Here is a 13,548-nt window from a genome sequence, read left to right as displayed (position 1 = left end):
CCATCTTCTTCAGCCGCTGCTCGAGGTCGGGCGCGCTGCCGAGCGAGGCCCCAGGTTGCGCGGGATGCGCACCGCCGGGTCCTCGAGGTCGGGGACGAACGCCGCCCCGGTGATCCGCTCGAACGCCTCGATGTAGCGGCGGGACGCCTCGATCCGGACCTCGTCCGGGATCGAGGGGATCGGCCCGTCGCCCTGGAAGCCGCGCGCGGCGAGCCAGCGGCGCACGTACTCCTTGTCGAAGGACTCCGGGTCCTCGCCGGCCGAGAAGCGCTCGCCGTAGGACGAGGCGAACCAGAAGCGGGACGAGTCGGGGGTGTGGATCTCGTCGATGACGACGATGTTCCCGTCCCGGTCCTTGCCGAACTCGTACTTGGTGTCGACGAGGATGAGCCCCTGCTCCGCGCACGCGCGGGCGCCGTGCTCGAAGAGCGCGAGGGCCATCTCGGCGGCGGCGTCGAAGTCGCGCGGCGCGATGGTGCCGAGGGCGAGGATCTCCTCGCGCGAGGCGGAGAGATCGTGCCCGCCCTTTGGCGCCTTGGTGCTCGGCGTCAGGATGGGCTGTGGCAGGCGCTCGTTCTTCCGCAGGCCGTCGGGGAGCCGGTGGCCGCAGAAGACGCGCTCGCCGCGCGCGTAGTGCGTCCAGATGCTGGTCGAGGTCACGCCCGTCACGTAGGCGCGCACCACCATCTCGACCGGCAGGGGCACACACTCGATCGCCTCGAGGACGTTCGGGTCGGGCTGGGAGATCATGTGGTTCGGCGCGACGCTCCGCGTGCGCTCGAACCAGAAGGCGGACAGCCGGTTCAGCACCTGGCCCTTCAGCGGCAGCGTGCCGAGCACGCGATCGAAGGCGCTGATGCGGTCGGTGACGACGAGCAGGCGGCGGCCGTCCGGCGTCGTGTAGCAGTCCCGCACCTTGCCCTCGTAGCGGGCGAAGGGGCCCGCGAGCGAGGTGCGCTCGAGCACCCTGCCAAGCGCGGTGCGCAGATCGTCCTCGGTGACCATGGGGCGCGGCTTACCCGGGCTCGCGGGCCGAGTCGACAGGTTTCGCAGGCGCCGGCCGAGTTCCCTCCCCTGCGCCCGCCCTGGAGCCCCGTTGGTCTCCGGCCGGGGGGGTGGTAATAGGGCCGCCCATGGCAAACCGAAGAAAGATCGCCCTTATCGGCGCCGGCAACATCGGCGGGGAGCTCGCGGCCCTCATCGCGCGCAAGGAGCTCGGGGACGTCGTGCTGTTCGACATCCCCCAGAAGACGGACTTCGCGAAAGGCAAGGCGCTCGACCTCGAGCAGAACGGCGCCGTCCTGGGCTACGACGCCTCGATCAAGGGCACCTCGAGCTGGGCCGACTGTGCGGGGGCCGACGTCCTCATCGTCACCGCCGGCATCCCGCGCAAGCCGGGCCAGAGCCGTGACGACCTGGTCGCGACGAACCTGCCGATCATCCGCAGCGTGGCCGACGGCGCGAAGGAGCACTGCCCGAACGCGCTGGTGATCGTCATCTCGAACCCGATCGACGCGATGGTCTACGAGTTCAAGCGCCGCACCGGCTTCCCGCGCGAGCGCGTGCTCGGCATGGCGGGCGTGCTCGACAGCGCGCGCTTCCAGCTGTTCCTGGCGCGCGAGGCGAACGTCTCCGTGAAGGACGTGCGCGCGATGGTCCTCGGCGGCCACGGCGACGACATGGTGCCCATCCCGTCGGCGTGCACGATCAACGGCGTGCGCGCGACCGAGCTCATCAGCAAGGAGAAGCTTGACGCCCTCATCGCGAGGACCCGCAAGGGCGGCGGCGAGATCGTCCAGCTCATGGGGACGAGCGCGTACTACGCGCCCGCCTCGAGCGCCGTCGCGATGGCCGAGAGCTACCTGCTCGACCAGAAGCGGCTGCTCCCCGTCGCGGCCTACCTGGACGGCGAGTACGGGTACAAGGACATCTTCATGGGCGTGCCGGTCATCCTCGGCGGCAAGGGCATCGAGAAGATCGTCGAGCTGCCGCTGACCGCAGAAGAGAAGGAGATGCTCGCGAAGAGCGCGAAGAGCGTGCAGGGCATCACCGACGTGGTGAAGGCCTCGAGCTAGCGCCGGACGCGCGGCGCGCCGCGCGCCACGAAGAGCACGCGCGCCAGGAGCGAAACGCGCGCCAGGAGCGAGAGGGAGAGGAGAGAGCGAAGGGCTCTCCCTCTCCCTCGGCGTTTCAGCGGTTCACATCACACCACCGTAGAGGCCATCCAGCACGGCCGTCAGCTCGCGCCGAGGATCGCGGGCGAGCTCGCCGGGGCTCGCGCCGCCCGCCGGCATCTCGGTGGCCGCGTCGCCGTCCCCCGCAGCGATGTCGCTGATGCGCTGGCAGATCAGGTTCATCATCTGCCAGCCCTCGGTGAGCGCGCCCCGCAGCGGGCCGAGGTCGAGGCCGGGGAAGCCCTTCAGAAGGCTGTGCCCGAGCTTGAAGTGCTCGGCGTCCACCTCGGCGTGCGTCGCGAAGTAGTCCGAGTCGGGGAAGATCTGCTGGGCCGCCGTGAGGAGGACGTCGGCGCAGCGCTCGATGACGAAGTGGACGAGGACCGTCCGCTCCTCGGTGGACGCCGAGCCCATCCGCTCGATGAACCAGGACGACGCCGCGGCGATACCGCGGTCCCAGGACGGCGAGCTCCGCGGGTCGTGCATCCGGGAGAGCCTCCGGTTGTGCCCGACCTCGTCGGCGAGGTGGCGCTCGGCGATCGCGATGGCCCCAGGGTGCGACTCGAAGACGACCCGGGCGCACAGGACCTTCTGGAACGCGTTCGACCAGATCTGGAGCGCGCCGAGCATCCGCCGCTTCACGTCGTCCCGGAGGGCGCGCTCGGACCGGATGAGCTGCATCAAGGGGCTGCCCGCGAACTCCCGCGCGTGGACCTCGTTCTCCTCGATGAGGAGATCCACCGGGGACACGGCGCGATCCGGGGCCCCCTCCTCCACGCTGTCCTCCCGCCCGAGCGCCGCGCACAGACACGGCGTTTCCCAGCGAGCCTCGCTTTCATCGAACTCCTCGAAATGGACGGATAGAGCGGAGAGCCCGTCCGGCGCGCCGCCCACGAGCCCCTGCAGCCCGCCGGGAGGGACCATCACGACCTCTCCCGCCCGAACGCCCCGGCGCGAGTCCCCGATGACCTCGCCTGAGCCTTCGGTGATGACGAGCATGCCTTTGCCGGGGAGCGAACGAGGCTTGAGCGGCTGATCTTCGAGGAGGCGGATCCATCTCAAGGAGAGGCGGCAAGCCTCCGGCAGGTAAGCCGAGAGCTCCGAGTGTTTCCGGATATCCTTGAATAGCCCCAGCAGGGTGCGCTCATCCGCCTTGAGAGGCTCGATCGCGAGGATGTCGGCTGTGTTGACTACGCGCATCTACACGGTCCTCCGGGTCGACATGATGGTGTGTCGACTCTGCACGGCTTGATCGCTTGTGTCTAGATCACACTCGGGCATGAAGGCGAATCCTACGGGCCTGAAAAGGAAGAACTCCTGCAGTTCTTTTCATTCACACTTCCCGCTCCCCGCGCCGCTGCTTCTCAGCATCTCTGCTTTCCTGATCGTCTGTTTCTCTGCGCCTCTGCCTCCCTGCCCCTCTGCTTCCATGATTCCATGCTTCCATGATTCCGTGCTTCTATGCTTCCCTTGCTTCCCTTGCTTCCCGCTCACGTGTTCGCCCGCAGCGGAGGCGCCTGCGCGCCTATGGTCGGCGGGGGGCGCGGCCAGCGCGGGCGGACGACGCACGATGCCCGGGACCGCCATGCGTTGTGGCAGGATGCGTGCATGAGCCAGCCGCAGCTCGTACCCGCCATCCGCCGCGCCACCGAGGCAGACCTGCCCGTGATCGTCCATCTCTTCTCGATCCCGGACGAGGGCAACGCGAAGACGGACCACCCCGGCCCGCCGCTCGATCCCCGCTACGGCGAGGCGCTCGCCGCCATCGCGGAAGATCCGAACAACGCGCTGCTCGTCGCCGAGGTCGACGGGCGCGTCGCCGGCGCGTTCCACCTGACCATCATCCAGTACGTGGCGAACCGCGGTGCACGCGTGGCGCAGATCGAGAACGTCATCGTGGACCCGGGCCTGCGGGGCCGCGGGATCGGCGAGGCGATGATGCGATGGGCCATCGACGAGGCGCGGCGGCGGGGGTGTTTCCGGGTGCAGCTCACCTCGAACAAGGCGCGGCTGCGCGCGCACCGCTTCTACGAGCGGCTCGGCTTCGTGGCGAGCCACGAGGGGATGAAGCTGAAGCTGTAGACACGAGCAGCCGCGCGGCCAGCAGGATCGCCAGGGCGCGAGAGGCGCCGCCTCAGCGGCCGCTCACGAGGAGCGGCTCCCCCTCGGCCCCGAGCAGCGACAGCGGGAAGACCTGCGCTCCGGCCAGCACGTCGGCGCAATAGAGCTCCACGTCGGGGCCGCGCAGCGGCAAGGCAGCGAGCTCCTCCAGCGTGACCCAGCGCGCCTCGAGCGAGTGCTCGTCCGGCTGGCTCTTCGGGGTCGTGGCGTCCCGAGGGCGCGCGAGGAAGATCACCCGGAAGCGCGCCTGCAGGGGGCCCGGGCTGTGCTCGATGCGCAGGATGCCCTCCAGGTCCACCGGCACGCCGGTCTCCTCCAGCGCCTCGCGCCGCGCCGCCTCCGCGAACGTCTCCCCGGGCTCGACGCGGCCCGCCGGCAGATACCAGAGCTGGTCGTGCTTGCGCTCGTGCACGAGGAGGAACCGGTTCCGGTGCCTCACCAGCACCACGGCGAAGCACCAGGTCGGAATGGCCGCGCGCGACATGATCGAACCTGCGACAGCTTATCCGGGGGCGCCGTTCGCCAGAAGGGGGGACGCGCGGATCACCCCGGCGCCGCGCCAGCCGGAGCCGCAGGCCCGGGGGGCTCGCTCGGCACCGCGAACGCGGCGATGGTGAGCACCGCCATGAGGGCGCCGAACACGAGGAGCCCCATGAACAAGGCGATCCCGGCGTGGAGCGCCACGGTGGCGACGACCCAGGGCAGCCGCGTGCGGCGCGGCCAGATCAGGAAGCCATAGCCGATCTCCACGAGCAGCACCGTCCACCCGGCGACCGCCGCGAGCCAGGGGGCGTGGGCGAGCCACGAGAGGTCGAACTGCCGGTATTCCGGCAACATGACCGAACGCCAGATCGCCTCGCCGTCCCACCACGGCTCGCCCGCGGCCTTTCCCAGCCCGCTGACCAGGTAAGCAAACGAGAGATGCAGCTGCACCACGCGCAGCCCGAGCCGGGCCGCCGGCGTGGGTCCTCCCTGCACGCGCCCGAGCCGGCGATCCATGGAGAAGGCGGCCTCCGAGGGCACCCAGAGGAGATAGAAGAGAAAGATGCTGGCGAAGCTGTCCACGCCATAGACGGTGGAGCTCGCCGTCGTCACCAGCACCAGGTGGGTGAGCCACGCCAGGAAGGCCGCGGCCCTGGTGCACCAACCGCCCAGGAGCGCGGCGAGGGCAACCACGTAGATCACCCCCGTGCCCAGGATGACCGGATCCTCCCCGATCCCGAGCGGGGCGAGCAGCTCCACCGCCCAGCCGATGCGAGGCAGCTCGGTCCTCGCGAACACGTCGCGCAGGGGCCCCTGGAGGATCCCGGACCGACCGTAGAGCTCGAAGAGCGCGGGCGCGACGAGCGCCGCTTGAAGCAAGAGCACGGCCGCGAGCCCGATGCGGAGGGCCGCGAGCGGCGCCGCCGAGGCCGGCGCCAGCGCGAAGCGCTCGATCGAGCGGAGGACGCGCGCGCGCTCGCTGCCTTCGGCCGGCTCGTGGACGCAGTTCGAAGGGTCCTTCACCGCGCACCGCCGCTCGCCTCTCGAGAGGTCCGGAGCTTCGAGCGGGTCATGAACTTCGCCTCGTACTGCAGGTTCCAGCTGGACCTCTTCCCCTCCCGGTACTCCCGCATCGACGGCAGATCATACGTCTCCAGTCGGAGGAGGACGCTCTCGGCCGCGGGGTGTCTCGCCAGCACCTTGCCCGCCCACGAGGCAGCGATCGAGCGCTGGATCGTCGGATCCTCCACGTTCAAGAAAGGCGTGATGAGGTTCAGGATCCGGATCTCCGTCTCGCGGCTGGCGCCCGACTCGAGGGCGTCGGTGATGGTCGCGCCGCCGGCTTCCGAGACGTGAAAGCTGGCCCTTGGCAGCGGGGTGATGCTGTCAGCAAAGAAGGCATAGCCGCTCTCGGCCCCGGAGAGCGCGCCGTAATACGCGAGCGCCCGCGCCAGCCAACCGTCTCCCTCGGGATAGATCTGGAGAGCCCCCATGACGACGAGGCCTAGATGGCCCACGACGGCGACCAAGGCTGCGGCGTGGCTCCGGCTGTTCTGTTTTTCCTCCATGCTGCTCCCTCCGGTGGTACCCGCTCGCGATCCTGACCGACGAGAGCGAGGCGAGATGGGGCCGCCCGTCGCGCTCTCCTGCCTCGCGGCGTCAGCGCCGCCACGCCGGCGCGCTCAACGCTTCATCCTGCCCCCATCGGGCGTCCACCGGCCGAAGGTGTGAGGCCCCATCGGACCGCCACCGGCCATGTCACCGTCAGTACCCGTACCAGAGACGATGCCAATGACCGTGCCAAGGACGATGCCAGTACCCGTGCCAATGACCATGCCAGTACCCGTGCCAATGACCATGCCAGTACCCGTGCCAATGACCATACCAGTACCCGTGCCAGGGCCTGTACCAGGGCCGCTGGCGTGCAGGACGAGCGTTGGGTGCATCCGCGGCGACGGGAGCCCGTGTTTCCGCGACGAGGACGAGCTCCTCGACGGGCGTCGTGGTTGCGGCCGAGGCGAGCTGCGCTACCCCGAGGCACGCGAGCGTCGCGGCCAGCATGCCGATGATGTTGATGCGCTTCATGTTCATCCCCCCGTGCGACGGCTGCTCATGATGAGCGCCGAACATGGCCGTGCGTCCTCAACGTCCATGCAAGCCGCACGCCCCGGCCGCATCCGGCGGAGGGCCGTCGCTTCCCCTCTCGCGGGGTGACAATCACGATAAAGGTCCCCATCGGCCGAGTATCCCGTCGGCGCACTACGCGATGTGTGACGAGAGAGGGAGAGAGCGGATCATGCAAGACAACCGGATCTCTCACGGGGCAAGCGCGCAATGAGGGCACACATCGTCCTGCCCTCGAACCACGCGGAGCTCATCGACCAGAGGCCGCGACCTGCCGCTCGAGGGTCACCTCCACGCAGCGCTCGCCGAGCACTCGGAGCCCCCGGGCGCTCCGGCCCACCGCGACGCCGACCATAGCTCACGCACCCTGCCCGGTGCGCGCGCCGCTCGATCCCATGAGGGCGCGCGGCTCGACGCCGGACGGCGACGGCAGCTCCTGCGCTATTCTTGCGCTATTCCTGCGCTATTCCTGCGCTATTCCTGCGCTATTCCTGCCAAAGAACGCCGAGCTCGATCTCCACAGCGTCGAACGGCGCCACGCGCACGGTGACGTCACCCTCCCACGCCCCCACGCGCGCGAACCGGCCACCGTCGATGCGGTAGACCTCCAGGAGCCGGAGCCGCGGGTCGATCAGCCAGTAGTGCGCCACGAGCTCGCGCGCGTAGATCTCCATCTTGTCGCGGCGATCGAGCGCCTCGGTGGACGGCGAGATCACCTCGCACACCCAGTCGGGCGCGAGGAAGATTGCCGCGTTCCGCATCGGGATCTGCGGCATCCGGTCGCGGCGCCACGCGGCGATGTCAGGGATCACGATGTCCGGATCGGTGCCGAGGTGCAGCTCGGGCTCGACAAGCAGCGCCCACCGGCCAGGCCCCTTGATGCCCCGACGGAATGGCAGGTAAAGCTCGCCCGCGAGCACCGACGTCACGTTGCGGGAGAACACGGAAGGCCGCGGCGTCGCGTGGAGGACGCCGTTCAGGACCTCCGCCACCTGATTCGGCGGCGTGTCAAGCACATCCTGGTACGTGGCGCGACGGGCGCAGTCGGACATGCTCGGATGTTAGCATGCACGCCGCGCGCGGCGGCTCGCCCGGCGAAAATCCGTGAGCAGCCCCCCTCCGATCGCCGCGGGTTCGTTGTAGATTCCGCCGCCATGAGCGAAGCAGCCCCCTCCCCCACGCAACGCCCCCGTCCGCTCGTCCTCTGCATCCTCGATGGATTCGGCGAGCGCGAAGAAAAGGACCAGAACGCGATCGCCCTCGCGGCGATGCCGAACCTCGACGCGATCAAGCGGGACTCCGAGAAGACGCTGATCGGGACGAGCGGCCCCGACGTCGGGCTCCCGGTGGGGCAGATGGGCAACAGCGAGGTCGGCCACCTGAACTTCGGCGCGGGGAGGATCGCGCTGATGGACATCTCGCGCATCGACGTCGCGATCGCCGAGAACAAGCTCGGCTCGAACGAGATCATCGACCGGACGTTCCGCATCGCGCAGGACCGCAAGTGCCGGGTGCACCTCTTCGGGCTCGTCTCCGACGGCGGCGTCCACTCGTCGCTCGACCACTTCCTCGCGCTGATCAAGCTCGCGAAGTTCCACGAGGTGCCCCTCGTCCTGCACGCGTTCCTCGACGGCCGCGACACGCCGCCGAAGAGCGCGTGGGGCTACGTCGAGAAGATCGAGGAGGCGCTCCAGGGCATCGGCGTCATCGGCACCATCTCGGGCCGGTACTACGCCATGGACCGCGACAAGCGCTGGGACCGCGTCATGAAGGCCTACACCGCGATCGTGCGCGGCGAGGCGCCGCGGGCCGACTCCGCGTTCGACGCGATCCAGCAGTCGTACGCGGCCGGGAAGACGGACGAGTTCGTCGAGCCCATCCGCATCGGCGACTATAACGGCATCAAGGGCGACTTCGTGGCCGACTTCGCCTCGCAGGAGCCCCGCTGGGAGTGGCAGGGAGAGGAGGTGGGCCTCTCCGTCAACTTCAGGCCCGACCGGATGCGCGAGATCTCGGCGATGCTCACGCGGCGGAACCTGCCGGCCGAGGTGCTGGAGCTCCTCTCGGACCGGGGCAAGCCGGTCTTCGCCTTCCAGGACAACTGCTACAGCGGCATGACGGAGTACGACGCGGCGCTGAAGCTGCCGGTCGCGTTCCCGAAGGACGAGGTGACCGAGTCGTTCCCCGAGGTGATCGCCCGCGCCGGGCTCACGCAGCTCCGGTGCGCGGAGACCGAGAAGTACGCGCACGTCACGTACTTCTTCAACGGCGGCCGCGAGGAGACGTTCCCAGGCGAGGACAGGAAGCTCGTGCCCTCGCCGCGCGACGTCGCCACCTACGACAAGAAGCCGGAGATGAGCGCGGCGGGGGTCGCGAGCGAGGTCGTGGCCGCGATCAAGAGCGGCAAGTACGACTTCATCCTTGTGAACTTCGCGAACCCGGACATGGTCGGGCACACCGGCATCCTCGAGGCCGCCATCCACGCCAACGAGGCGGTCGACAAGGGGCTCGGCGCCATCGGGGACGCCGTGCGCGAGGCCGGCGGCGCGCTGTTAATCACCGCGGACCACGGCAACTGCGAGCAGATGAAGGACGAGCACGGCAACCCGCACACCGCCCACACGCTCAACCCGGTGCCGCTCTACTACCTGAACAAGAACGATCCCGGCGTCGTGCTCCGGTCCGGCGGCCGCATCTGCGACGTGGCGCCGACGATGCTCGAGATCCTCGGCCTCCCGCAGCCCGCGGCGATGACGGGGCGCACGCTCCGCGTCCGACAGCGGTAAGTGGGCGCCGACCAGAGGCAGCTCGGCCCGTACATCCTGCGCGAGGCCGTCTCGTCGCGGGCGCTCACCGTGACGTACCGGGCCGAGCACGCGGGGCTCGGCCGGGCGGCGCTGATCAAGACGCTCAAGCCCACGGTGTCGGCCGCGAGCGCGTTCGCGGCCGGCCTCGAGCGCGAGGCGAAGATCCTCGCGCGCATCCGGCACCCCAACATCATCGACATCCACGACTTCCAGCGCGACGAGGACCGGATATGGCTCGTGCTGGAGCCGCTCTCGGGGCCGACGCTCGCGGCCCTGTGCGCGCGCGCCGGCCGCCTCGACGAGGGCGCGGCGGCGGCCATCGCGCTGGAGATCGCGCGCGGCCTCGGGCACGCGCACGAGCGGGGCGTCGTGCACCGCGAGCTGCGCCCCGAGCGCGTCATCGTCACGCCCGCGGGCGGCGTGAAGATCCTCGAGTTCGCGGCGGCGTCCGACGGCCGGCAACCCTCGCTGCCGGAGCCGTTCGAGGGCAGCGACACGTTCGCGCGGCCCGACTACATGGCGCCCGAGCAGATCCTCGGGGCGGAGCCCGGGCCTCAGGCGGACGTGTTCGCGCTGGGCGTCGTGCTGTTCGAGATGCTCACCGGGGTGCGCCCGTTCGACGAGCCGAAGGCGGGGCCGGAGGACGCAAGCCGCGCTTCGAACCACGCGTCGAATCAAGCGTCGAAGCGCGCGTCGGCCGCGCCCGGCGCGCCGCGCGAGCGCGAGGAGGACCGGTGGGCCGAGGGCAGGGCCGTCGCGCACCGGATCCGCAACGCGCCGCCGCAGCCGCTGCGGGGGCTCGTGCCCGACGTGTCGCGCGGCCTGGAGCGCGTGGTGCTCCGGTGCCTCGAGAAAGAGCCGGAGCAGCGCTACGACAACGGCCGCGCCGTCGCGGACGCCCTGGCCGAGGAGCTCGCGGAGCGCGGTCATCCGCAGCCGCGCGCGCTCATCGCGAGCGCCCTCGCGGCGGCCAAGCTCGGCGGCGACGAGCTGCCGCCCGCGCAGGCGCCCTCCGCGCGCCCCGCCGTCGGGCAGCGCAGCGCGCCGTCGCTCGCGCCCGACGTGGGCCGGCTCGTCGGCATCTTCGCGCTGATCGTCGCGGGCGGCGCGCTCATCGAGCTCAGCCTCCGCCAGCACGACGCCGCGGAGCCGCCCAGCGCCGAGGTCAGGCAGCCCGGCGAGCGCTCGGAGGAGCGCGGCTACCTGAAGGTCCTCGCCAGGCCGTGGGCGGAGGTCGTCATCGACGGGGAGCTCATCGACGTGACGCCGATGGCGCGGGCGATCCCGCTCCAGGCCGGACGGCACTACGTCACGTTCCGGCACCCGAACGCGCCCGAGGAGAAGCGCACGATCACCGTCTCCGAGGGGCAGACGGTCACGCTCGACGTGAGCATGCGGATCGATCGCAGCGCGATCGACGCGGGCGCGCCGCCGGTGGAGGACAGGGACGCGTCGCCCTGACCGCGGCGCCGGCCACGCCTACACGGCGCCGCCGGCTGTCCCCGCGCCGTTCGCGCCGCAGGCGCCCGCCGCGTCTCCCTCGCCGCTCGCGCCACCCGCGGAGACCGCAACGCCGTCGCCGCCCTCGCCGCCCGCGCGGCGGCGGAGCGCCTCGAGCGCGAGGAGCGGCCGCTCCCGCTTCTCGTTCAGCTCGCCGAGGCACTGGCCGCTGCCGCGCTCGAGCGCGCGGCAGCAGTCGGGCCGCACCTCGTAGATCGAGCACAGGAAGCGGCCGAGCTCCGCGTCCAGCGTGAGCGCGGCGCAGCGGCCGTCCTCGATGCGCATGTAGCAGCGGTTGCCGATGAAGCGCGTGAGCCCCCGCGCGCGATCGTCCATGCGATCGTAATCGCAGCCGAAGACCCGGACGTACTCCGGCAGGGTCGAGAAGCAGCAGGTGCCGCACGCGGTGCACTCGGGGACGGCCGCATCTCCCTCGCCGCTCGCGCCGCCCGCGCGCGCCGCGCGCGCCACGCCCACCGCGGCCCGCTCGCCCTTGCGCGTCAGAGCCGGACCTCGACGTGCGTCCCGCGCTTCAGATCGTCGAGCCACTTCTGCTTGGCCTTCGTCATGATCTCCGCCTGCAGCCGCTGGAAGACCTCCGGGCGAGCCGCCTCGAGCGTCGTGAAGCGGGACGGCTGGCGGCTCAGGAGCTTCATGACCACGAACGCGTCGCCCGCGCGCATCGGCGCGGTCACGCCGCCCGGCTCGATCGCCATCAGCGCGGCCTCGAGCTCCGGGGCCATCACCTCGCGCTGGCCGGTCGCCGCGGCCTGCGTCCCCTGCGGCGCGCGGACCCCGAGGTCGCCGCCCTCCTCGCGGGTCGCTGTGTCGTCCGAGAACTGCCGCGCGAGCGCCGCGAAATCCTCGCCGCCGCGCGCGCGCTCCGCGAGCGCCGCGGCGAGCGCGCGGCGCTCCTCGACCGCCTCGGCGCTCGAGCCGGGAAGGACGCGCAGGACGATCCACGCCGGGTGGTAGTCGCGCCGCCGGCGCTCCTCGCGCACCAGCCGATCGAAGGCGGACCGCACGTCTTGCTCGGTGATGCGCACCCGGCCCTTCACCCGGAGCTGCAGCATCTTCCCCTCGAGGATCTGCCGGCGGATCTCGTCGCGGTACTCCTGGTCGGTGAGCCCCGAGCTCGCCCGCGCCATCCGGAACAGCTCCTCGACCGTCACTTGCTCCGCGGCCGCGATGTTCCGGAAGGCGTTCTCGATCTCCTCGGAGGTCACGCGGATATTGGCCTTCTCGGCGGCCTGCCCCTCGAGCTCCTCGTCCACCATCTTCTGGAGGAGATCGCGGAAGACCTGCGACTCGGCCGCCGCCTGCTGCGCGCCCGGCGGGACCCGGGCCTGGATCTGCAGCAGGAAGGGGCGAGCCCGCTGCCGCAGATCCGAGAGCAGGATGGCGCGATCGCCGACGACGGCGACGATCCGCTCGCTCACGACCGCGTGGGCGAGCGGCGAGGCGAAGGCGGCGGCGGCGACGAGCCCGGCGAGCGCGAGGCGGAGCGGAACACGCATCGCGCGCCTCTACCACTGGGCCCCGGGCGGTTCCACGCGTTTCCGGCCCCGCGCGGCCCGGGCTCAGCCGGAGCCGGGGTACACCGTCCGACGGGACGCGCGCTCGCGGACGGCCTCGCGCGCGAGCGCGTCGGCGCGCTCGTTGAGCAGCACGCCCGCGTGCCCCGGCACATACACGAGGCGCGCGCGCGGCCGCGCGGCGAGCGCCTCGCGCAGCGAGGCGATGAGCTCGGCGTTCGCCTTTGCCTTCCACCCCTTCTGGAGCACGCCGATCGAGTACTGGCTGTCCGTGTGGATGACGATGGGCCGCCCCGGCTCCTCCACCTCCTCGAGCGAGCGGAGGATCGCCGTCAGCTCGGCGATGTTGTTGGTCGCGGTGCCGAGGAACTCGCTGCGCTCGATCCGCCGGCCGCCGTCGATGATCACCACGCCGAGCCCCGCCGGCCCCGGGTTCCCCGAGCACGCCCCGTCCGCGTAGACGATGACGGCCCCTTCCGGGACGGGCGCTGCGCCGGACTCCCCCCGCGCCGGCGCCTTGCGCTGCGCGCGCCCGGCCGGCGCCGGGGCGGCCGCGCCCCCCTCGGGCGGCTCGCCGGCGCGCGCCTTCACGACCGCTTCCGCAGGCCCACAGGTGTCGTCGGGCAACACCTTCGGGTCGACCACGGTCAGGTTCTCGGCGCGCGCCTTGTATCTGCGGCCGTCGTGCGGCTTGTAGCGGATCTCGACGCCACCGCCCTCCTCCGCGACAAAGGCGCCGGCGGCGTCGGCGCGAGCATAGACCGTTTGACCTCGAAGCGATGCGCGGACCCAGGGCACGGGCGC

13 protein-coding genes are annotated in these 13,548 nt (G+C 71.1%); 4 read left to right on the top strand and 9 right to left on the bottom strand.

Annotation, left to right across the window (positions count from 1 at the left end; all coding sequences use genetic code 11):
• Window positions 1-9: 9 nt before the first annotated feature.
• Entirely contained in the window at window positions 10-1,005 is a 996-nt protein-coding gene (locus tag WMF29_RS05605) for a phosphoribosylaminoimidazolesuccinocarboxamide synthase (RefSeq protein WP_437327839.1), read from the bottom strand.
• Window positions 1,006-1,133: 128 nt separating this feature from the next.
• Between WMF29_RS05605 and mdh the strand changes: the two genes are divergently transcribed.
• Complete coding sequence (mdh, locus tag WMF29_RS05600; RefSeq protein WP_012233684.1) at window positions 1,134-2,075, top strand: malate dehydrogenase; 942 nt, start codon at window positions 1,134-1,136, stop codon at window positions 2,073-2,075.
• Window positions 2,076-2,198: 123 nt separating this feature from the next.
• On the opposite strand, the gene WMF29_RS05595 is transcribed toward mdh, so the two are convergent.
• On the bottom strand, window positions 2,199-3,374 hold the full coding sequence (locus tag WMF29_RS05595; protein ID WP_437327838.1) for a hypothetical protein: 1,176 nt from the start codon (window positions 3,372-3,374) through the stop codon (window positions 2,199-2,201).
• A 408-nt stretch (window positions 3,375-3,782) separates the two neighbouring features.
• Here WMF29_RS05595 and WMF29_RS05590 point away from each other — a divergent pair, with 408 nt between their 5' ends.
• Window positions 3,783-4,256: a GNAT family N-acetyltransferase gene (locus WMF29_RS05590; protein WP_437327837.1), complete on the top strand. Its 474-nt coding sequence runs from the start codon at window positions 3,783-3,785 to the stop codon at window positions 4,254-4,256.
• A gap of 52 nt (window positions 4,257-4,308) precedes the next feature.
• Here the strand turns inward: WMF29_RS05590 and WMF29_RS05585 are convergent, their stop codons facing one another.
• From WMF29_RS05585 to WMF29_RS05570, 4 genes are all read right to left on the bottom strand, one after another.
• Window positions 4,309-4,779, bottom strand: coding sequence for an NUDIX domain-containing protein (locus WMF29_RS05585; RefSeq protein WP_437327836.1), 471 nt, complete (start codon window positions 4,777-4,779; stop codon window positions 4,309-4,311).
• 59 nt (window positions 4,780-4,838) lie between these two features.
• On the bottom strand, window positions 4,839-5,801 hold the full coding sequence (locus WMF29_RS05580; protein WP_437327835.1) for a hypothetical protein: 963 nt from the start codon (window positions 5,799-5,801) through the stop codon (window positions 4,839-4,841).
• Complete coding sequence (locus WMF29_RS05575; RefSeq protein ID WP_437327834.1) at window positions 5,798-6,346, bottom strand: hypothetical protein; 549 nt, start codon at window positions 6,344-6,346, stop codon at window positions 5,798-5,800. The genes WMF29_RS05580 and WMF29_RS05575 overlap by 4 nt, the downstream gene beginning before the upstream one ends.
• Before the next feature lie 1,041 nt (window positions 6,347-7,387).
• Entirely contained in the window at window positions 7,388-7,954 is a 567-nt protein-coding gene (locus tag WMF29_RS05570; protein ID WP_437327833.1) for a Uma2 family endonuclease, read from the bottom strand.
• Window positions 7,955-8,056: 102 nt separating this feature from the next.
• On the opposite strand from WMF29_RS05570, the gene gpmI reads away from it, so the two are divergent.
• Both gpmI and WMF29_RS05560 read left to right on the top strand, forming a co-directional pair.
• Window positions 8,057-9,688, top strand: coding sequence for a 2,3-bisphosphoglycerate-independent phosphoglycerate mutase (gene gpmI, locus WMF29_RS05565; RefSeq protein WP_437327832.1), 1,632 nt, complete (start codon window positions 8,057-8,059; stop codon window positions 9,686-9,688).
• Window positions 9,689-11,170 carry a serine/threonine protein kinase gene (locus WMF29_RS05560; protein WP_437327831.1) on the top strand — a complete coding sequence of 494 codons (1,482 nt, stop codon included), beginning with the start codon at window positions 9,689-9,691 and terminating at the stop codon, window positions 11,168-11,170. It begins immediately after the preceding gene.
• A gap of 18 nt (window positions 11,171-11,188) precedes the next feature.
• Here WMF29_RS05560 and WMF29_RS05555 read toward each other — a convergent pair whose 3' ends face one another.
• The 3 genes from WMF29_RS05555 to WMF29_RS05545 all read right to left on the bottom strand — a co-directional run bounded on the left by WMF29_RS05555 (window position 11,189) and on the right by WMF29_RS05545 (window position 13,542).
• Window positions 11,189-11,686, bottom strand: coding sequence for a YkgJ family cysteine cluster protein (locus WMF29_RS05555; protein ID WP_437327830.1), 498 nt, complete (start codon window positions 11,684-11,686; stop codon window positions 11,189-11,191).
• 23 nt (window positions 11,687-11,709) lie between these two features.
• Window positions 11,710-12,726, bottom strand: a complete 1,017-nt coding sequence (locus WMF29_RS05550; RefSeq protein ID WP_437327829.1) for a peptidylprolyl isomerase — start codon at window positions 12,724-12,726, stop codon at window positions 11,710-11,712.
• A 63-nt stretch (window positions 12,727-12,789) separates the two neighbouring features.
• Complete coding sequence (locus WMF29_RS05545) at window positions 12,790-13,542, bottom strand: ribonuclease HI (RefSeq protein ID WP_437327828.1); 753 nt, start codon at window positions 13,540-13,542, stop codon at window positions 12,790-12,792.
• Window positions 13,543-13,548 lie beyond the last annotated feature (6 nt).

It is taken from the genome of Sorangium sp. So ce381 (assembly GCF_051473845.1).
Lineage (GTDB): Bacteria > Myxococcota_A > Polyangia > Polyangiales > Polyangiaceae > Sorangium > Sorangium atrum.
This window is presented reverse-complemented; position numbering and strand designations above follow the sequence as displayed.

Excerpts from the sequence above, each read along its gene's own strand:
- WMF29_RS05585 (WP_437327836.1), bottom strand. The coding sequence starts at position 4,779 with ATGTCGCGCGCGGCCATTCCGACCTGGTGCTTCGCCGTGGTGCTGGTG.
- WMF29_RS05550 (WP_437327829.1), bottom strand. The coding sequence starts at position 12,726 with ATGCGTGTTCCGCTCCGCCTCGCGCTCGCCGGGCTCGTCGCCGCCGCC.
- gpmI (WP_437327832.1), top strand. The coding sequence starts at position 8,057 with ATGAGCGAAGCAGCCCCCTCCCCCACGCAACGCCCCCGTCCGCTCGTC.
- WMF29_RS05590 (WP_437327837.1), top strand. The coding sequence starts at position 3,783 with ATGAGCCAGCCGCAGCTCGTACCCGCCATCCGCCGCGCCACCGAGGCA.
- mdh (WP_012233684.1), top strand. The coding sequence starts at position 1,134 with ATGGCAAACCGAAGAAAGATCGCCCTTATCGGCGCCGGCAACATCGGC.
- WMF29_RS05575 (WP_437327834.1), bottom strand. The coding sequence starts at position 6,346 with ATGGAGGAAAAACAGAACAGCCGGAGCCACGCCGCAGCCTTGGTCGCC.
- WMF29_RS05570 (WP_437327833.1), bottom strand. The coding sequence starts at position 7,954 with ATGTCCGACTGCGCCCGTCGCGCCACGTACCAGGATGTGCTTGACACG.
- WMF29_RS05595 (WP_437327838.1), bottom strand. The coding sequence starts at position 3,374 with ATGCGCGTAGTCAACACAGCCGACATCCTCGCGATCGAGCCTCTCAAG.
- WMF29_RS05605 (WP_437327839.1), bottom strand. The coding sequence starts at position 1,005 with ATGGTCACCGAGGACGATCTGCGCACCGCGCTTGGCAGGGTGCTCGAG.